This window comes from Serratia sp. JSRIV002 (assembly GCF_019968725.1).
GTDB classification, from domain to species: Bacteria; Pseudomonadota; Gammaproteobacteria; order Enterobacterales; family Enterobacteriaceae; genus Chania; species Chania fonticola_B.
The window spans coordinates 2,187,688-2,207,709 of sequence record NZ_CP074143.1 but is presented as its reverse complement, the minus strand read 5'-3'; the positions used below and the strand labels follow the sequence as shown (position 1 = coordinate 2,207,709).

At 54.1% G+C, this 20,022-nt stretch carries 18 protein-coding genes; 2 read left to right on the top strand and 16 right to left on the bottom strand.

The genetic code is table 11. The annotated features are described in order from the left end of the window. Positions 1-29: 29 nt before the first annotated feature. Positions 30-803 carry an envelope biogenesis factor ElyC gene (elyC, locus tag KGP26_RS10220; RefSeq protein ID WP_021804908.1) on the top strand — a complete coding sequence of 258 codons (774 nt, stop codon included), beginning with the start codon at positions 30-32 and terminating at the stop codon, positions 801-803. Here the strand turns inward: elyC and KGP26_RS10215 are convergent. The 6 genes from KGP26_RS10215 to KGP26_RS10190 form a co-directional block, all read right to left on the bottom strand. Beyond that, the gene (locus KGP26_RS10215; protein ID WP_223665365.1) at positions 800-1,696 is read right to left on the bottom strand and encodes a YcbJ family phosphotransferase; all 897 of its coding nucleotides are present in this window, start codon (positions 1,694-1,696) and stop codon (positions 800-802) included. The genes elyC and KGP26_RS10215 overlap by 4 nt on opposite strands. 134 nt (positions 1,697-1,830) lie before the next feature. Then, positions 1,831-2,580 carry a 3-deoxy-manno-octulosonate cytidylyltransferase gene (gene kdsB / locus KGP26_RS10210; protein ID WP_021804910.1) on the bottom strand — a complete coding sequence of 250 codons (750 nt, stop codon included), beginning with the start codon at positions 2,578-2,580 and terminating at the stop codon, positions 1,831-1,833. Continuing rightward, entirely contained in the window at positions 2,577-2,759 is a 183-nt protein-coding gene (locus KGP26_RS10205; protein ID WP_021804911.1) for a Trm112 family protein, read from the bottom strand. The genes kdsB and KGP26_RS10205 overlap by 4 nt, the downstream gene beginning before the upstream one ends. A 271-nt stretch (positions 2,760-3,030) precedes the next feature. Next, complete coding sequence (locus KGP26_RS10200) at positions 3,031-4,257, bottom strand: winged helix-turn-helix domain-containing protein (RefSeq protein ID WP_094982376.1); 1,227 nt, start codon at positions 4,255-4,257, stop codon at positions 3,031-3,033. 110 nt (positions 4,258-4,367) lie between these two features. Continuing rightward, entirely contained in the window at positions 4,368-4,589 is a 222-nt protein-coding gene (locus KGP26_RS10195; RefSeq protein WP_021804913.1) for a cold-shock protein, read from the bottom strand. Between the two features lie 221 nt (positions 4,590-4,810). Next, positions 4,811-5,020: a cold shock domain-containing protein gene (locus tag KGP26_RS10190; RefSeq protein WP_021804914.1), complete on the bottom strand. Its 210-nt coding sequence runs from the start codon at positions 5,018-5,020 to the stop codon at positions 4,811-4,813. 517 nt (positions 5,021-5,537) lie between these two features. Between KGP26_RS10190 and KGP26_RS10185 the strand changes: the two genes are divergently transcribed. Continuing rightward, complete coding sequence (locus tag KGP26_RS10185; protein WP_209522288.1) at positions 5,538-6,944, top strand: VOC family protein; 1,407 nt, start codon at positions 5,538-5,540, stop codon at positions 6,942-6,944. Between the two features lies 1 nt (position 6,945). Here KGP26_RS10185 and lpxK read toward each other — a convergent pair whose 3' ends face one another. The 10 genes from lpxK to ansB form a co-directional block, all read right to left on the bottom strand. Then, complete coding sequence (gene lpxK, locus KGP26_RS10180) at positions 6,946-7,923, bottom strand: tetraacyldisaccharide 4'-kinase (protein WP_021804916.1); 978 nt, start codon at positions 7,921-7,923, stop codon at positions 6,946-6,948. Then, positions 7,923-9,668, bottom strand: coding sequence for a lipid A ABC transporter ATP-binding protein/permease MsbA (msbA, locus tag KGP26_RS10175; RefSeq protein ID WP_021804917.1), 1,746 nt, complete (start codon positions 9,666-9,668; stop codon positions 7,923-7,925). The genes lpxK and msbA overlap by 1 nt, the downstream gene beginning before the upstream one ends. Before the next feature lie 35 nt (positions 9,669-9,703). Beyond that, positions 9,704-11,935: a ComEC family protein gene (locus KGP26_RS10170; protein ID WP_245399449.1), complete on the bottom strand. Its 2,232-nt coding sequence runs from the start codon at positions 11,933-11,935 to the stop codon at positions 9,704-9,706. A 289-nt stretch (positions 11,936-12,224) separates the two neighbouring features. Further along, positions 12,225-12,509, bottom strand: coding sequence for an integration host factor subunit beta (ihfB, locus tag KGP26_RS10165; RefSeq protein WP_004928264.1), 285 nt, complete (start codon positions 12,507-12,509; stop codon positions 12,225-12,227). Positions 12,510-12,571: 62 nt separating this feature from the next. Next, the gene (gene rpsA, locus KGP26_RS10160) at positions 12,572-14,248 is read right to left on the bottom strand and encodes a 30S ribosomal protein S1 (protein WP_021804919.1); all 1,677 of its coding nucleotides are present in this window, start codon (positions 14,246-14,248) and stop codon (positions 12,572-12,574) included. Positions 14,249-14,439: 191 nt separating this feature from the next. Beyond that, entirely contained in the window at positions 14,440-15,129 is a 690-nt protein-coding gene (cmk, locus tag KGP26_RS10155) for a (d)CMP kinase (protein ID WP_021804920.1), read from the bottom strand. Positions 15,130-15,321: 192 nt separating this feature from the next. Continuing rightward, positions 15,322-16,608: a 3-phosphoshikimate 1-carboxyvinyltransferase gene (aroA, locus tag KGP26_RS10150; RefSeq protein WP_021804921.1), complete on the bottom strand. Its 1,287-nt coding sequence runs from the start codon at positions 16,606-16,608 to the stop codon at positions 15,322-15,324. A gap of 116 nt (positions 16,609-16,724) precedes the next feature. After that, on the bottom strand, positions 16,725-17,810 hold the full coding sequence (serC, locus tag KGP26_RS10145; protein ID WP_021804922.1) for a 3-phosphoserine/phosphohydroxythreonine transaminase: 1,086 nt from the start codon (positions 17,808-17,810) through the stop codon (positions 16,725-16,727). Positions 17,811-18,058: 248 nt separating this feature from the next. Beyond that, positions 18,059-18,751 carry a DUF421 domain-containing protein gene (locus tag KGP26_RS10140; RefSeq protein WP_059200392.1) on the bottom strand — a complete coding sequence of 231 codons (693 nt, stop codon included), beginning with the start codon at positions 18,749-18,751 and terminating at the stop codon, positions 18,059-18,061. 85 nt (positions 18,752-18,836) lie between these two features. After that, entirely contained in the window at positions 18,837-19,883 is a 1,047-nt protein-coding gene (gene ansB, locus KGP26_RS10135; protein ID WP_037375004.1) for an L-asparaginase 2, read from the bottom strand. Positions 19,884-20,022: the final 139 nt, after the last annotated feature.

The window sequence follows — 20,022 nt, the reverse complement described above, 5'->3', positions numbered from 1 at the left end:
TTTTTTCGCCCAAAAGGACCTGATTTTTGATGTTATTTCACTTAAAAAAATTTATTGGCGGCCTGATGATGCCTCTACCCGCCCTGCTGTTGTTAATGGGGCTGGCATTATTGCTGCTGTGGTTTACCCGTTGGCAGAAATGCGGCAAAGTCATATTAAGCCTGAGTTGGCTGCTGTTGCTGTTGCTCAGCCTGCAACCGGTCGCCGATCGCCTGTTGAAGCCGTTAGAATCCAGTTACCCGACCTATAGAGGCAACGGCCAGATTGACTATATCGTGGTGCTTGGCGGCGGTTATACCTATAACCCGGACTGGGCCCCCAGCTCTAACCTGCTCAACAACAGCCTGCCACGGGTGACCGAAGGCGTCAGGCTATACCTGTCGCACCCGGGTAGCAAGATGGTCTTTACCGGTGGAAAAGGCGCGAAAACGCAAAGCAGCGCGGCCACCGCAGCACTGGTGGCGGAAAGCCTGGGCGTACCTGCCAACGACATCGTGCTGGTGGACCGCCCGCGGGATACCGAACAGGAAGCCGCAGAGGTCGCCAAATTGGTAGGGAAACAGCCGTTTGCGCTGGTGACATCCGCCAATCACTTGCCGCGTGCCATGCGTTTCTTTGAGGCTCAGGGCCTGCACCCAATCCCGGCTCCGGCCAATCAACTGGCCATTACTTCACCGCTGAATATCTGGGATCGGGTGATGCCTTCCGCGATGTTCCTTGGGCACAGCGAACGGGCGGCATATGAAACGCTGGGCAGCCTGTGGCAGCAGCTAAAAGGGGATGGTGAAGTCAGCAGCAATTAGTGAGCCAGCCAGGGCCGTAGCTGTTGTGCGGCCTGATCGAACGCCGGGCGATCCAGCTTGCCGGTATGGATCATCCTGGCTACCGCCTCCCACACCACATAAAGCCAACGACGAGACAGGAAAGACTCCGCCACTGGCGCACGCTGTAGGTAGTGGAACAGCAATTGATCCGGCATCCCCGCCTCGCAAAGCCTGAACAGCTCATATTCCCGTGGCGCCCACAGCATCATGCCTGGGTTGAGCATCGCCAGCAGTTGGTCGGTTTTGGCATCTTTCAGCATGCTGCGTAACCCCAGATTACCGTGCACCAGCACGCAAGGGTCATCAAAATCGGCAAAGAAGTCGATCAGCATTTCGCGCGTGCGGTACAGCAGGCGGCGGTCTGCCATGCTTAACAGCGGCGAGTTCATATTACCCAGAGTTGACCAAAGTACTTCAATACGCTGCTGGTACCAACTGCACCAGTCATTCTCCTGCGTGCTGTCAACCGTGCCCACGCAGCCGTGGCTATCGATACGGTGCCAGGCCAGCATGCCGTCGACAATCTGGTCCATCAAGTCCTCCCAACGGGCCAAAGTCCGGGTTGGAGCCTCGACCGAGACGCCACGCAGGCGTTCGATCAGCAATATCTCTTTGTAGGGCGCTTGCCGGGTGTAGACCACGCCAAACACCGTTGGCAGACGAATGTCCCCTTCACGCGCCAGCATGGATAACTTGTAAGCTTCCTGCTGGGCAATGCCCTCACAGACGAAGCTTTTCGCCATCAGCGGGATCGCATGATCCTGGCGATCGTACAGTGAATACAGATGGGCATAAGGCTGTTCGCTGACGCGTTCCAGACGACCGACGGACTCTCCCAGCACAATACTCAATTCGGCACGCAGCTGCTCCATGGAACGACCCCCTCCACATTAAGGATAAGCAACTGTCATCATTGAACGGTGAGCGGAGAAATTCTTCAATGCAGATCAATAAAAAGGGTAAATCAGGGAATTGAGATGGCCGGGGTCTCCGGCCAATAGGCGACTCAACGCTTGATGCTGTCCCGCACTCGTTGCAAGTCTTCCGGGGTATCGACACCGACGCTCGGAATGGCCTGCGCCACCGCGACGTGGATCTTTTCGCCGTACCACAGCACACGCAACTGCTCCAGCAGTTCAATCTGTTCCAGCTGGCTTGGTTGCCAGTTGACGTAGCGGCGGACAAAACCGGCGCGGTAAGCATAAATCCCGATATGCCGCAGCAGGCTATTGCCAATAGTCTCTTTTGATTGAGCAAAACGCTCACGATCCCAAGGGATGGTGGCACGTGAGAAATAGAGCGCATAGCCTTGCGCATCCATCACCACCTTGACCGCATTCGGGTTGAAGGCTTCTTCTGCGGTTTCGATCGGTACCGCCAGCGTGGCCATCCCTGCGCTACTGGCCGCCAGGTTTTCTGCCACCTGACGCACGATAACCGGCGGGATCATCGGCTCATCGCCTTGCACATTGACAATGATTTCATCATCAGCAAAGCCACATTTTTCGATCACTTCCGCCAGGCGTTCGGTGCCGGAATGGTGGTCCGGGCTGGTCATGCAAACTTCACCGCCGGCAGCCTCGACCGCTTTGGCCACCTCAGGGTGATCGGTGGCGACAATCACGCGGGAAGCCCCTGATTCACGGGCTCGTTCCATCACATGCACCACCATCGGCTTACCGTGGATATCCGCCAACGGTTTACCCGGCAAGCGGGTGGACGCATAACGCGCCGGGATGATAGCGATAAAACTCATGCGTGTTTCTCGTCCAGTGGGATGGTGCGCGCTTCGTTTTCCAGCAATACCGGAATACCATCACGTAATGGGTAGGCCAGGCCGTCCAGTTTGCAGACCAGTTCCTGATGTTCTTTGTTGAAATAGAGCTTACCGTTGCAAACCGGGCAGGCAATGATTTCGAGTAAACGGTGATCCATGCTTCCTCCAGGGGAAGATATGCTAACAGGGAAAGTGCGTGAGGATAGCATAACGCCATAGGACCGGTTAATCACCGCCTGATTTGCTCAGACGGTTGCCGAACGGGAAATTTTTCTGCGGGGGTTGAATCACTTCATTGGCAGGCGTAGAATTTTTTGTGACTTACATCACAAAAAAATGAGAGCCTGCAAATGATCAAACGTCTTCATAAAATCATCGCGCTGTTTGCCAACTACAGCAACTAACAAAGCTTAGGGCGAGGGGCGTTAGTTATTCTACTTCCCAGCCCTGCCCCCACTCTGCGGCCAACAGCGCCGGAACATCGCCCAGCGAAATCTGCTGCGCCCCGTGCCATTTCGCCGTACGGGTGATTGCCTGACGAATATCCTGACAACGCTGCTTACCCAGCTTGACCCCAGATTCAAGATGGAAACTGATCGCTTCAAACACGCCCTGTTTGCGGTGCATTTTCGCATCCACCCGGCCAATCAGTTCACCCCGTTGCAACAACGGCAAAGTGAAATAGCCGTACTGGCGTTTTTCTTTTGGCGTGTAGCATTCCAACCGATAGTCAAAGTTGAACAGTTCCAGCGCGCGCCGCCGATCCCACACTACCGGATCAAAAGGAGACAGCAGGCAAGTTACCGTAGATTTCAACTTCCCTTGTACCGCCAGCGCCAACTCGGCTGCCAGCGACTGATGGACATAAAATTCCCCTTCCAGCCCGTCGATAGCGATCTGGGAGATCTCTCCCTGCTGTAATAGCGTTGCCAACAACGGTCTGGGGGCGACGCGTTTCAAGCGGTAATAATCCGCCAGCCATTCGGCTTTAAACACGCCGAGATAGCGGCAACTGCGGGTGAGCATCTGTTGCTGCGCCGTCGCCTGAGGTAAGGCATGCACATCATCATCCCACTGCGGCAATAAACGTTCGGTGAGATCGTAGACACGGTGAAAATTACGGCGTTCAGCCACCATCAACTTGCCAGAGGTAAACAGAATTTCCAGATGACGCTTTTCCGGCTTCCAATCCCACCAGCCGTTAGCGCCTTTCTTTTCGGCGCTAAAATCGGCCGAACGCACCGGCCCATTTACCGCGATATGCTGTAGCAGTTCATCGATAGCCTGTTGGTGCTGTTGCACCCATTCCTGAGAGTATTTCCACCCCATTCCCTGCGGTTGCAGCATGCGGTGGCGTAACAGACCAAAGTCATCGATAGGGAGAAAACAGGCTTCGTGCGCCCAGTACTCAAACAGTTTGCGGCTAGCCAAGGCCTGTTCCAGCCACTCTGACCGATAATCGCCCAAGCGACTGAACAGCACCAGGTAGGGGCTGCGGGCCACCACGCTGATGGTGTCAATTTGCAGCAACCCCATACGATCGATGGCGGTAATCACATCATCGGGGCAAGCCTGGCGTTTGATCGGGGATAGCAGCCCTTGAGCGGCAAGATGAAGCGCGCGGGCAGAGGAAAGCGAAATAACGGGGATTGGCATCCTGATATCCAAGGGTCATTGAGCAATGGCCTGATGATAGAGGATCCTGGAGAAATTTTCTTCGCCAGTGCATGGGGTGGCGGCACCGGCACTGGCGAGGAAAGTTTGGGTCAGAACGCGATAACGTCTGCCGCTGACAGCCCGTGAGAGCTACGATAAATCGAGAACTCGACGTTCTGACCTTCGTTTAATGACTTGTTCTTGGTATTGGCGATAGCACGGCGGCTAACATAAATTTCGTCACTACCATCGACCGGTGAAATAACACCATAGCCTTGAGCCTGATCAAACCATTTCACTTGGCCCATTTTTAGCATTGTATTCTTAAACATATTTTATATCCTTTCACTTGAGCATCCTTCACAACGTTATTTTTGTTATTGTGTGGACGCTACCAGCCCATCCTAAAGTTTCTCGTAACAAACCTCTCGTGAGCAAAAATTAAAAAACCCGCACTACGGCGGGCTGTTTGAGCTTAATATCTTCCGCATAACTCAGCATAAACGCGTCATTATGGTTGTATTAAGCTCTCTATACGCTATTCCCTGTAAACTTACAGAGCAACAACGTTGGCGGCAGCCGGCCCGCGCGGGCTGTCCTGAATGGTATACTCAACACGCTGGCCTTCTGCCAGAGTCTTGAAACCTTCGGTCATGATTGCAGAGAAGTGTACGAATACATCTTTGCCGCCATCTTGTTGTTCAATGAAACCAAAACCTTTACTTTCGTTGAACCACTTAACCTGACCAGTCTTCTTAGACATTACTATTACCTTTTAAATATTTACAAAAACCTGCCCTATGGCAATTTGGCCGTTTTTCAGAATCATTACTTATGGGAGGTACTTAGAAGGTTCGTCTTTGAAGCGGAATCAGATGATAACGTCTTGGGAGGAACTACTTAATCTATACTCGTACATAAATAGCGCTGCATCACAGGCCGGTATGCATTAACTCATAAACTCATCATCAAGACAAGAGGTTTATCACAATTTTTAGCTATATCCGCCAAAAATATTCCTATCACACTGATTTTCAAAATTTAAACCCCTCTTATTTTTAGCTCACCGAAAGAGCATTTCGCTCATCACTCACCACTTGGGGTGATACCTGCAAATGAGAGCCAACGCATAAAACACTAATATCGTTAGCCAATCGATAACAAATCACGAACCAACTGACTAGACTTGAGTCAAAAACACGGTGAGGTGTCATCTGGCCAGCACTATTGGCGGCCTAAACCGCATTTTTCAGATTTTATTGAGCTAAGGAGCTAGCAGTATGATCGACCAGCACTTCGTCTCGCCGAATGACATTCGCGCCAAATTTTCCCTGGCAATGTCGGCCATGTATCAACAAGAGGTGCCACTGTACGGTGACTTGATCGAACTGGTCGCTGAAACCAATCGGGAGGTGCTGAGTAAAGATTCAGCCTTGGCACATGGGTTGCAGATTACCGGTGAAATCGGTCGATTATCGATGGAGCGCCATGGCGCTATCCGCGTCGGCACGGCAGCTGAATTGCAGACTTTACGACGACTGTTTGCCGTCATGGGCATGTCTCCTGTGGGTTATTACGATCTCACCGCTGCTGGCGTCCCTGTCCACTCCACCGCCTTTCGTGCCGTACATGAAGCCGATCTACAAGTCAGCCCGTTTCGCATCTTTACTTCGTTGCTACGGCTGGAACTGATTGAGAATGTGGCGCTACGCGAGCTGGCACAACGGCTGCTGGATCGCCGCTGCATTTTTACCGAGCGGGCTTTGGAGCTGATAGCGTTACATGAAGTTCAGGGCGGGCTGGATGCTGAACAGGCGCAAGAATTCGTTGCCCAGGCGCTCGAAACCTTCCGTTGGCACCGTTTGGCCACCGTCAGCGCCAGCGAGTATCAACAGTTGCACAATCAACATCGCCTGATCGCCGATATCGTCGCCTTCAAAGGGCCGCATATCAACCATCTGACACCAAGAACGCTGGATATCGATCGAGTACAGGCGGCAATGCCAGAACGCGGGATCCCGCCTAAAGCGGTGATCGAAGGCCCACCTACACGCAACTGCCCTATTCTGCTACGCCAGACCAGTTTCAAAGCGTTAGAGGAACAAGTCCTGTTTATCGAACCCGACGGTCATCAGGTTGTGGGCCATCATACCGCGCGTTTCGGCGAAATTGAGCAACGGGGCGTAGCCCTGACCGCCAAAGGGCGAGCGCTTTACGATCGCCTGCTGCAGGCCGCCCAGGATGCATTACAGGTTCCGGCTACGGAAGATAATGCTCCACGCTATTACCAACTGCTGGCTGAGCATTTCCAAGCCTTCCCGGATGATTACAATACACTGCGCGTGCAGCAATTAGCCTGGTTCCGCTATTTCCCTACCGAATGCGGGCTGGCGGCTAAAGAGACCGTTGAGCAGCACAGCACGCTTGAACAGCTCATCGCACTGGACTACATCCGCTTCCAGCCGTTGGTGTATGAGGATTTCCTGCCGGTCAGCGCCGCCGGAATTTTTCAGTCTAATCTGGGGGGGAGCCGCCATGCGCAATACGCGGCGTCATCAAGCCGTGCGGCGTTTGAACAGGCATTAGGGGCAGGCGTGATCGATGAGTTGGCGCTTTACCAGCAAACACAGCAGCGCTCACTGCAAGCTTGCGCGCAAGCCTTGGGCTTGCACGCTTTGGAAGCTTAGATTATTTGATTAACTTCTGGATCCCTTGCAACAGTCGCTCGGCCTGCTCGGTGGGAAGTACCGCTTCAACCGGTAAATACCACCAGTCAGGCTGGGCAAAGGCACGGCATTTCACCGCATCCTTCTCGGTCATCAGCAGCGTTTGGCCTTGGCTCGCCAATGCGGCTAACTGCCCGTGGTTGTATTCCTGGTGATCGGCAAAAGCAACCTCGCGCTCGACTTCAACTCCCAACTTTTCTAACGTGGCGAAAAATCTTGGAGGATGACCGATCCCTGCCATCGCCACCACGTGGGGCAATTCGATCGCCGGGCGGCGTTCACCGCTGGCGATATTTACCGCATCCTGCGCCTGGAGCTTCATGGCGATTTCCCCCGGCTGGGCAACACCGCCATTTGCCACACAGGCATCCACCGTCTTTAAGCGGGATACACGCTCACGCATTGGGCCAGCGGGTAGCCACCAGCCGTTGCCGAAGCGACGAACGCCATCGATCACCACCAGCTCAAAATCACGCTGTAAAGCATAGTGCTGGAGGCCATCGTCGGTGATGATCAAATCAAGCTTGCCCTGGTTCAACAAGGCTTGCACCGCTTCGGCGCGCTTTGGCGAAATAGCCACCGGTGCCCCGGTGCGCTGAAAGATCAGCACGGGTTCATCACCGGCCTGCCGGGTGGTAGTCTGAGCATCCAGCACCAGCGGATAGACCGCCGACTTGCCGCCGTAACCTCTGGAAACCACGCCGACCCGGTAGCCACGCTGTTGCAGCTGTTCAACCAACCAGATCACCATCGGTGTTTTACCGTTGCCACCCGCAGTAAGGTTCCCCACGATAACCACCGGCACCGGCGCACGCCAACTCTTGCGCAAGCCACAGCGGTAGCTAAGGCGGATCAGGCCGCTCACCAGGCCATACAGCCAGGAGAGCGGCAACAGCAGCAGGTAAACCAGTGAACTACCTGACCAGATGCGCTCTATCATTACTGACCAAACTGCATGCGGTGAAGTTGTGCGTAAGCCCCTTTCTGCTCGATCAACTCGGCATGCTGGCCACGTTCAACGATACGCCCATCTTCAACCACCAGGATCTCGTCGGCTTTCTCGATAGTCGACAGACGGTGGGCAATCACCAATGAGGTACGGTTTTTCTGCAGTTCGTCCAAGGCCGCCTGGATCGCACGCTCGGATTCGGTATCCAGCGCGGAGGTGGCTTCATCCAGGATCAGGATTGGGCAATCTCGCAGCAAGGCACGAGCGATGGCAATACGCTGACGCTGACCACCGGAAAGCATCACGCCGTTCTCACCGATCACCGTATCCAGACCCTGCTCCATTTTATCAATGAAGTCGGTGGCATAGGCCATACGCGCCGCTTTCTCAATCTCTTCACGGCTGTAGCGCTCTTCACGAGCATAGGCAATGTTGTTGGCAATGGTGTCATTGAACAGGTGGACGTTCTGTGAGACCAGGGCAACCTGATCGCGCAGCGAGGCCAGGGTATATTCCCTCAGGTCGTGGCCATCCATCAGGATCTGCCCTTCCTGCACGTCGTAGAACCGCGTCAGCAGGTTGGCAATCGTCGATTTACCCGAACCAGAACGACCAACCAACGCCACCGTTTTACCTTCTGAAATGCTCAGATTGATATCACGCAGCGCTGGGATCTCACGCCCAGGATAGGCGAAGGTCACATTACGGAATTCGATATCACCTTTGGCACGTTCAACCTGGCGAGTACCGGTATCCTTTTCCTGTTCCAAATCCAGGATCGAGAACAACGTCTGGCAGGCCGCCATGCCGCGCTGGAACTGGGCATTCACGTTGGTCAAGGATTTCAGTGGGCGCATCAAGGCAATCATGGCGGAGAACACCACGGTAATGGTACCGGCGGTCAGCGTATCCATCACGCTAGGGAAGCTTGCTGCAAACAGCACAAACGCCAATGCCAATGAGGCGATCAACTGAATAATAGGATCGGCAATAGAAGAAGCCGAAACCAGCTTCATCCCCTGCTGACGCATGCGGTTACTGACGGTGTTGAAGCGCTCGGTTTCCACCTGTTGGCCACCAAAGATCAGCACTTCTTTATGCCCTTTCAGCATCTGTTCTGCACTGGTCGTCACCTGCCCCATAGTGTTTTGCATATTTTTACTGATATTGCGGAAACGTTTGGAGACCAGGCGGATCGCGAAGGAAACGATCGGTGCCAGCACGATCAGGATCAGTGAGAGCTGCCAGCTGTAATAAAACATCATGATGAACAGGCCGATGATCGAGGCCCCTTCACGCACCACGGTAACCAACGCGCTGGAAGAGGATGAAGCTACCTGTTCCGAGTCGTAGGTAATACGTGAAAGCAGAGTTCCTGTTGATTGCTGGTCAAAAAAGGCCACCGGCATTCGCATCATATGGCCGAACAGGCGGCGGCGCATCTGCATTACCACCATGCCAGACACCCAGGAAATACAGTAGCTGGAGACATAGCTGGTGATGCCACGCATCAGCATCAGGCCAATCACGACCAACGGCATCCAATGCAAGACTCGGCTATCGGCTTTACCAAAGTCGTCTAATAACGGTTTGAGCAGGGACAGCATCAACGTATCCCCCGCGGCGTTTAAAACCAGCGCAATGGCGGCGACCACCAACCCGGTTTTAAACGGTGTGATCATCGGCCAGAGGCGGCGGAACGTCTGCCAGGTGGACAGATCTTTATCATTCATCATGCAAATACCAGCATCGGAAGAAATAGCGGCCCATTCTACTCATTATCCCCCTCAACGCCAAACCACTGATGATACCAACGTGGATTTAGTTGTTCGCGAAAGCCTTTAACTTGCCAATCATGACGATAAAAAAACACGCTGAGCTGCCCTGAGCGGGCCGTATCACGCCAGGGAATGTGATTTTCCCGATAGCGTTTGACTATTTTTGCTGCCGGTAACCGCCAGGCGTTATAGCGGGATGCCGAGGCAAACGCCAGCTCGGGGGCAACGGCACGCAAAAATGGCGGCGTTGAAGATGTCTTGCTGCCGTGATGTGGCACCTGAAGGATAGTGCTGGGTAAATTCGCACGTTGTTTCAGCAATGCCTGCTCAGCTCGGCGTTCAATATCACCCGTCAGCAACAGGCTGAACTTGCCGTCATCGACACGCACTACGCAGGAATCATCGTTAGCGGCATAATCCACCCTTGCAGGAGGCCACAACACCTGAAAGTTTAGCTCTCGCCACACCCATCGCTGCCCTTGTACGCAAGGCAGGTGGCCAACGTTAACGATCGGCGTACGCACGCTGGCCTGTGGAAACGCCGCTTCGAGTACCGGCAAGCCGCCGATATGATCCAGATGGCTATGGCTGATCACGATTTGCTCCAGCGAGATCTGCCGCCAACGCAGGAATGGCAAAATGTTGCGCTCTGCCGCGCTGGAGGCTTGCCAGCGGTTGCCCGTATCAAAGATGACGGCCTTACCTTCTCGCTCGATCACCACCGCCAGGCCGTGCCCTACGTCGAGCATATCTACCCGCCAGCGATAATCTGGCGATCTTTCCCGCCCGAATAGGCAACCTAGCACCACAACGGCACAACCAACAGGAAAGTGATACCACCAGCGAAAACGCCAGCAAACCACGGCTAACCACCCAAGGGCGCTAAATTGCAGCAAGGCAGCCCCAACCTCTAGCCACCCTTGCTCGAGCCCGGGAAGCGGCCATAAGGCCCAACTGACGGTAAGATCGGCCAATTGCCAACACCAGTGGCTTACCGGCGGAATAAAAAACAGCATCAATGCCAACAATATCAACGGAACCGACAGCAGAGAAACGATCGGTACCGCCCAAAGGTTGGCGGGTAACGATGTCCAGCTCAAGCCATGAAACAGGCCAAATTGTAACGGCATCAGCAATAGCGTCATACCTAGTTGCATGTGTAGCCAACGCAGAGGTGCCCAACCCCAAGAAGTGCTGAAGCGCCTGGGCAACGGTGCCCATTCGAACCAAAAGATTAAGGCCGCAACCGCCAGGGCGGAGAGCCAGAAGCTGTCCGAAAGCACCGACATAGGATCGCACAGCAACAGCAGGCTGATACACCACAGCCAGATTTGCCAGGAAGTGCAGGAAACGCCCTTGAGGCGCAGCCAAAGCCACAGAGACAAGGCAATAAAGGCCCTCATTGCCGGAGGTTGCCCACCTGCCAACCACACATAGCACAGCGCCATCAACCAACTGACGACCAGCGGCAAACGGTAGCCGATGTAACGCGCGGGCAACAAAAACTGCACGCCACGCGCCAGCCCCCAGGCAAAGGCAGCGGCCAGGGAAATATGCAGGCCAGAAATGGCCATCAGGTGAGCCACGCCGGTTTTCATCAGTTGCCCACGCAGTTCATTACTCATCAGCGAGCGTTCGCCAAACGCCAGCGCCAGCAACACCGGGCGTTGCGTCAGTGGAATGAACGATTGATCCATCTGTTTGACGATCAGTTGGCGCCAGTTGCAGCCCTTATCCAGTGCCGTTGCAGAACGTACAAAGCCACGCAACGGTTGCCGATTAGCAATGGCCCAACGCTGCCCGTCAAAGCCCCCTTCATTCAGGCTGCTATGTACCGGACGGAAGCGAACCTTCATTGCCCAACGTTGCCCCGCACAGGGCTTTTCGCCACGCCAGTTTGCCGTAAAGGACAATGCAGGAACCAGCCATCGCCCGCCAACCTGCTCAATACGCAGTTGCACCTGTGGTGTTTCAGCCCCGTTCAGCCAAATGCTACGCACGGAAGCAATCACGTCTTTATCGCCGCTGGTCGTCAACGTTGCAACTTGCTGCATCAACAGGCTGGCACTGCCGGTGGCGTAGATAAAGCCCAGCAGGCAGCAGCATATTGCCTGGCGCCATGGATTCGGCTTATATCGCCAGAGCCACAAAGCCGCAACGGCTAGCCCCATCAATAAAGGCCACGATGGTAAGTGGGGCAAAAACAGTATCGGCAGCATCCCCATCACCAAAGCGATGGCGGCCCTATCCAGTGAGATCCTGATTTCCGCGCTCCTTGCCAAGTTTATCCTGCAACAAATGTGACTTCTCAGACGAATAACCGCCAGTTGCAGGTTGCTACTCAGGAAAGGAGGTCGTAAACAGTCGGTTGGCTATTTGGCATTTGCAGGAAAGGTTGCGGAGCGGAGCGCAAATTTTGGCAGGTATGGAAGGATTTTTCAGGCGAAAAAAAACGGCACCCTAAGGCACCGTTTTATATTCTTTACAAGCAACAACACTATGGGTGGTCAGCGACTAGCCATAGATATTGGCACGGTCACGTAACTCTTTACCTGGCTTGAAGTGAGGGACGTACTTGCCGTCCAACTCAACTTTATCACCCGTTTTAGGGTTACGGCCGACGCGCGGAGCACGGTAGTGAAGAGAAAAACTGCCGAATCCGCGGATCTCGATGCGCTCACCCTCGGCTAGCGTAGCTGCCATGTGTTCGAGCATCTCTTTCACTGCATCCTCAACGGCCTTCGCCGGAATATGAGATTGCTGGCCAGCAAGTCTTTCAATAAGTTCAGACTTGGTCATAGTTCCTCCAAGCTTTGCAGCTAAACTACCGTATCGGGGCGGTCAGAAACCGCCCCCCGTCATTACTCGCCTTTAGCCGCTTTGAAGGCTTCAGCCATAGCGTTAGAGAAGTTGCTTTCTTCCGGCTTGGTGTTGTTAACCGTAGCGATTGCATCTTTCTCGTCAGCTTCGTCCTTCGCACGGACAGACAGGCTTACAACGCGGTTCTTACGGTCAACGCCAGTGAATTTAGCTTCAACTTCGTCACCAACGTTCAGAACCAGAGTTGCGTCTTCAATACGGTCGCGAGAGGCTTCAGAAGCACGCAGGTAACCTTCTACGCCGCCTGCTAATTCAACTGTAGCACCTTTGGCGTCAACTGCAGTGACTTTACCAGTAACAATAGTACCTTTCTTGTTCATAGACAGGTAGTTATTGAACGGATCTTCAGCCAGTTGCTTCACGCCCAGGGAGATACGCTCGCGCTCTGCGTCAACTTGCAGAACCACAGCGGCGATTTCGTCGCCTTTCTTGTATTCACGAACTGCTTCTTCGCCTGCAACGTTCCAGGAGATGTCAGACAGGTGAACCAGGCCGTCGATGCCGCCGTCCAGGCCGATGAAGATACCGAAGTCAGTGATAGACTTGATTTTACCTTCAACGCGGTCGCCCTTGTTGTGGGTTTCTGCGAACTGCTGCCATGGGTTGTTTTTGCACTGCTTCAGGCCCAGGGAGATACGACGACGTTCTTCATCGATGTCCAGAACCATCACTTCCACTACATCGCCCACGTTAACAACTTTGGACGGATGGATGTTTTTGTTGGTCCAATCCATTTCAGAAACGTGTACCAGACCTTCAACGCCTTCTTCGATTTCCACGAAGCAGCCGTAATCAGTCAGGTTGGTAACACGACCAGTCAGCTTGGTGCCTTCTGGGTAACGTTTAGCGATAGCAACCCATGGATCTTCGCCCAGTTGCTTCAGGCCCAGAGATACACGAGTACGCTCGCGGTCGAACTTCAGCACCTTGACAGTGATTTCGTCGCCCACGTTGACAATTTCGCTTGGGTGCTTAACGCGTTTCCAAGCCATGTCAGTGATGTGCAGCAGGCCGTCAACGCCGCCCAGATCCACGAATGCACCGTAGTCAGTGAGGTTCTTAACGATACCTTTAACTTCCATGCCTTCCTGCAGGTTTTCCAGCAGTTGATCGCGCTCTGCGCTGTTTTCGGATTCGATTACTGCACGACGAGAAACAACAACGTTGTTGCGCTTCTGATCCAGCTTGATGACTTTGAACTCAAGCTCTTTGCCTTCCAGGTGCAGAGTGTCGCGAACTGGACGCACGTCAACCAGGGAACCTGGCAGGAACGCACGAATACCGTTCAGCTCTACAGTGAAGCCACCCTTAACTTTGCCGTTGATAACACCGACGACAGTTTCAGCTTCTTCGTAAGCTTTTTCCAGCGTGATCCAAGCTTCGTGACGCTTAGCTTTCTCACGGGACAGCAGAGTTTCACCGAAGCCATCTTCAACAGCGTCCAGCGCAACGTCAACTTCGTCACCAACCTGGATTTCCAGCTCGCCCTGGGCGTTTTTGAATTGCTCAGCCGGGATGGCAGATTCAGATTTCAGACCGGCGTCAACCAGTACGACATCTTTATCGATAGCAACAACAACACCACGAACGATGGAACCCGGACGGGTTTCGATTGTTTTCAGGGATTCTTCAAAGAGTTGAGCGAAAGATTCAGTCATGTTTAATCTTCAGGGTTCTATAGTTTAACGTCCATTTAGCGTCCCGCCGAATGGGGTTGTTTCACATACCTTGCCATTGGCTTCCTGCCGACAAGGTTTAGGTTACAGGGGTAAAATTTTACCCGATATATTCAGTTACTGCTATGCAGTACGATGACAAATATGACAAAAAGCTAAAAACGCCGCCGCGCTTATTGCTGCGGCAACGCCAAAACTTCATGTGCATATGCCAACGCCCGCTGGATCACTTCCTCGATCGACATGCTGGTAGAATCCAACACGAGGGCATCGAGAGCCGGTACCAGTGGCGCAATAGCCCGATTACGGTCACGGTCATCCCGTTCCTTTATCTCGGCTAAAAGACGTTCAAAGTTAACATTAAAGCCCTTTTCCTGCAACTGTAGCATGCGACGATGCGCACGCTCTTCGGAACTGGCGTCAAGGAAAATTTTAACCGGCGCATCCGGGAACACCACCGTGCCCATGTCACGGCCATCGGCGATCAGGCCCGGTGCCTCGCGAAAAGCGCGTTGGCGGCGCAGCAGCGCCTCACGAACTCGTGGGAATGCGGCCGTTTGCGAAGCCGTATTGCCAACGGTTTCGGTGCGGATCTCATTACTGACGTCCTCACCTTCCAAAATAACCTGCAGCTTGCCGTCCTGAGCAACAAAGCGGACGTCGAGATGGGCGGCCAAGGGGACTAACGCCTCTTCAGAGGTGATATCCACCTGATGGTGCAACGCTGCCAGGGCCAGTACGCGATAAATCGCGCCGGAATCCAGCAAACGCCAACCAAGGGATTCTGCCAGCGCCTTGCACAGCGTGCCTTTGCCTGCACCACTTGGTCCATCAACGGTTATCACCGGAACTGTAGCCGTCATTTCACTCTCCTTCAGGTAGGAACCTCACAGGAACACGCCCTGCTGTCTGCCCAAGTAGGAGCAGATTCGGGGGCGTATTATACGCGCCTGTGGAGTTTACTGTTACCGCGAACTGTCTGATTGCCGAAAAGATGGGCACTAATCGCAAAAAAGGCCTCAAACGAGGCCCATTGATAACGGATATAGAGAAGATTAGGCCAACTGGCTGATACGCGCCAACTGCTCAAAATAGTCCGGGAAGGTCTTGGCGGTACACTTCGGATCAAGAATGGTCACCGGCGTATCGGACAGCGCCACCAGCGAGAAGCACATCGCCATACGGTGATCGTTGTAAGTACCGATCTCGGCAAACTGCAGCTTGCTTGGCGGCACGACGTGGATGTAATCCTCACCTTCATCCACCTCGGCGCCAACTTTGCGTAGTTCTGTTGCCATCGCCGCCAGACGGTCGGTTTCTTTTACCCGCCAGTTGTAGATATTGCGGATGGTGGTCGGCCCGGCCGCGAACAGCGCGGTGGTGGCAATGGTCATCGCCGCATCTGGAATGTGGTTCATGTCCATATCGATGCCTTTAAGCTCACCGCGGCTGCACTCGATAAAGTCATCGCCCCAGGTGATGCGCGCGCCCATTTTTTCCAGCACGTCGGCAAATTTGGTATCGCCCTGCACGCTTTTCTTACCGATACCGGTAACACGCACTGTGCCGCCCTTAATCGCCGCAGCGGCCAGGAAATAGGATGCTGAAGAGGCATCGCCTTCTACCAGATAGTCGCCTGGTGAACGGTAAGTCTGCTGCCCACGGATATGGAACACGCGATAGTTGTCGTGCGTGACTTCCACGCCGAAAGTCCTCATCAGGTGCAGGGTAATATCGATATAAGGTTTGGAAACCAGCTCACCCAAAATATGGATAGCGGTGTCTTGGGCCGCCAACGGTGCCATCATCAGCAAGGCGGTCAGAAACTGGCTGGATACGCTGCCGTCAACGCTTACGTCGCCGCCGCGGAAACCGCCACGCAGGCGCACAGGTGGATAATCGGTTTGTTCAAGGTAATCGATTTGCGCCCCGCCCTGGCGTAAGGCATCCACCAGATGGCCGATCGGGCGCTCTTTCATGCGCGGTTCGCCGGTCAACACCACGTCGCCCTCTCCCAGACACAGTGCTGCCGCTAATGGACGCATTGCCGTACCGGCATTACCGAGGAACAGCTCCAGCGGCTGCGCGGCAACCAACGGGCCAGCATTACCCTCAACGGAACAGGTGGTGCGATCGTCGGAGAGCTGGTAACTCACTCCCAGCGCCTGCAAGGCATTCAACATATGACGCACGTCGTCGCTGTCCAGCAGGTTGGTCAGCCGGGTCGTTCCCCGCGCCAGTGCAGCCAGTAGCAAAGCCCGATTGGATACGCTCTTGGAGCCGGGTAAGTTGACGGTGCCATCGACCAAAGCAACCGGTTGTAACGTCAGGGAATCCACCATGTGAACAAAACTCTCCAGAATCTGATAAACGAAACGGCCCCGGGATAATGCCGGAGCCGCTTTAATGCAAAAGGACAACAGCGGTACGACCGCCCGTTCAATGCGGGCTGTGGCAATCAACCATGGCGGCGTTCAAAGTCGACCATAAAGTCGGTCAGGGTCTTCACGCCGGCCAGCGGCATCGCATTATAGATGGAAGCACGCATGCCGCCTACTACGCGGTGGCCCTTCAGCGCCTGCAGGCCAATGGCTTCTGCTTCGCTCAGGAACACTTTATCCAGCGCAGGATCGGCAAGCTGGAACGGCACGTTCATCCAGGAGCGGTTGGCAACGGCCACACGGCTACGGTAGAAGTCCGACTGATCGATAGTGCTATACAGCAACTCGGCCTTGGCCTGGTTACGCTTTTGCATTTCCACCAGGCCGCCCTGCTCTTTCAGCCATTTGAATACCAGGCCAGACAGATACCAGGCGAAGGTTGGCGGCGTGTTGAACATCGAGTCGTTTTCTGCCAACACGGTGTAATCCAGGATCGACGGGACTTCACGGCGTGCTTTACCCAGCAGGTCATCACGCACAATCACCAGCGTCAGGCCAGCGGGGCCAATGTTTTTCTGTGCGCCCGCATAGATAACGCCGAAACGGCTGACGTCCAACGGACGGGAAAGGATGGTCGAAGAGTAATCGCCAATCACCACTTTATCGCCAAAGTCTGGCGTTTCATCAATGGCCACACCGTCAATGGTTTCGTTCGGACAATAGTGGACGTATGCCGCGTTATCGCTCAGTTGCCACTCTTTCATCGGCTTGATGCCGCTTAAGCCGTCAACGGTGGTTTTGACGTCGATCACGTTGGGTTGGCAGTATTTTTCCGCTTCGGTGATCGCGCTGTGCGCCCAGTAGCCACCATCGATATAGTCGGCGGTGGTGTTATCACCCAACAGGTTCAGTGGCAACGCGGCAAATTGGGCACGGGCACCGCCGTGGCAGAACAGCACTTTATAGTTGGCGGGGACTTTCAGCAGATCGCGCAGATCCTGTTCGGCCTGTTCGGCGACGGCGATAAATTCTTTACTGCGATGGCTGATTTCCATCACCGACGTGCCAAGACCGTGCCAGTTGCACAGCTCTTGTTCCGCACGACGCAACACTTCAACCGGCAGCATCGCCGGGCCTGAGCTAAAATTATAAACCTGAGTCATTTCCCCTCACCACATTCACTGTGCGCCGTAAAAATCGGCTTTCGACATATGCCCGAAGTTAACGCTGATGTTAACCAACTCTATCGGTTTTATCACTCACGTAACCCGGCTGCAATGCTTATTGTTCCAAGGGTGAGAAACTGGCGAGGCCGCAAATAACAGGCTCTGCGGCCTCAGGGTTTATTTATGCCATAAAACGCTGTGACACTGGCGTATTCAGCGGGTTAACGCGGTTTTTTGTGCTGTATTCAGCTTACCCGGCTATGGGACAAGGCTGCGATCCATTTACGGTTACCACAGCGTGGGCAGTCGTGTTCGGGTGATGGCGTCAAGGTGGAGATCAGGCTACACATCCCGCAGGCATAGTCACCCTCCACATCAATCTCAACCACGCTTTTAACGCATTGTGCCGGTAACACTGGTAATCCTGGCCGTACCTGCTCATCCGGGTAGAAATACACCGATATGGTGCCGTTCACCTCCAGGATGGCCAATCTCACCTGCCCAAGGTGCTCAACACCGGCCTGACGGAGTTCCATAAAGAACTCATCATGGGTGATATTTTCCCGGCACAGGATATCCCAATCGAACAGCCCCTCACTGACCAGAATCAGCGGCTCGCCCTCCATCCAGGTCTGGAGTTTTTGAAAGCGATCCATCAACCAGGTGGAAAAGCGGTACATCACCATCATACAAACGAAAACCATCAGCACCGGTAGCAAAGGAACATCGTGATAAAACGCGACGTCACCCGCGGCGGACCCCAGAGTCAGGATGATCAGCACTTCAAACAGCGACATTTGGCGTACGCCACGGCGCCCGGTCATTTTTAAGAAGATAAACACCAGCAGAAAAGTGAACAGGCAGCGTAGCGCCACCTCGGCCAGGAACTCTGGCGTGGTCTCGTCAAATGCCATTCTTTGGATATCAAATGCCTGCATGAAATCGTTCCTGCGAAAAGAGATTTCCTACAGCATAGTCGGAGCGGGGAAAATGGGGGCATTACGCCCCCACTTGAGTCAGGGATCAATACTGATTAAACATCGCCTGGATCTGTTTGGCGTCTTTGGTTTGAGTTAATGCCAGTTGCAGCAGAATTCTCGCTTTTTGCGGATTCAGCGTTCCGGCTGCCACAAAACCGAGTTTAGTATCATCCACTTCCGCATCTTCAGTAGTGGAGCCGGTAGGCACACGGGAGGAACGCACTACCGCTACGCCGTTATGGGCCGCCGTGGCCAGCGTATCAAACACGGTTTTATACAGGTTGCCATTACCCACCCCGGCGCTGACGATCCCTTGATAACCTTCGGCGATCAGCGCCTTGGCTGGCGCGTCGGACGCGTTAGCATAGTTATAGATAATACCAACCGTCGGCAGCGTACTCATCTGGTCGACGTTAAACGGCGTTTCGCTGGTGTGCTTGCGCTGTGGCGAACGTTGGTAGTCGATTTTGCCGTTGTGGATGTATCCCAACGGGCCAAAATTAGGTGACTGGAAAGTCTGTACGCCGGTGGTATTGGTTTTGGTCACGTCGCGGCCATCGAGCACCGTATCATTCATCACCACCAGCACGCCACGCTTGGCCGATTGAGGGTCAGCGGCTGTGACAACTGCGTTATACAAGTTAAATGGACCATCGGCACTCATGGCCGTTGCCGGGCGCATCGCCCCCACGATCACGACCGGCTTATCGCACTTGACGGTGAGATCCAGGAAATAAGCGGTCTCCTCCAGCGTGTCGGTACCGTGGGTGATCACGAAGCCATCGGTTTTGGCACAGTCCGCATTGATTTTCTTGACCAGCTTGAGCCAAACTTCGTCATTCATATCCTGCGAACCGATGTTGACCACCTGCTCGCCCTGCACGTTGGCAACCTTTTTCAACTCCGGCACCGCATCCACCAACGCCTCTACACCCAGTTTACCTGCGGTGTAGTTAGACTTGGTGGCCGAGTCGCCGCCACCAGCGATAGTCCCGCCGGTGGCCAGCAAGGTGATGTTAGGTAACGCCAGTGCCGAGCCGCATGCCCCGGCCAACAGTAGTGCCAACACGCTGAGTTTCACTGATTTCATTACGTTTCTCCATTATTGTTAACCCGCTGAATTATCGTCTTTATCCCTAGAAAAACTGTGACTTCTGATCGGCTTTAGGAATACGTGGAGCTTGAGAACAAAACCCCGTATCATTGCGCGTTTTTAGTACGCCACATAA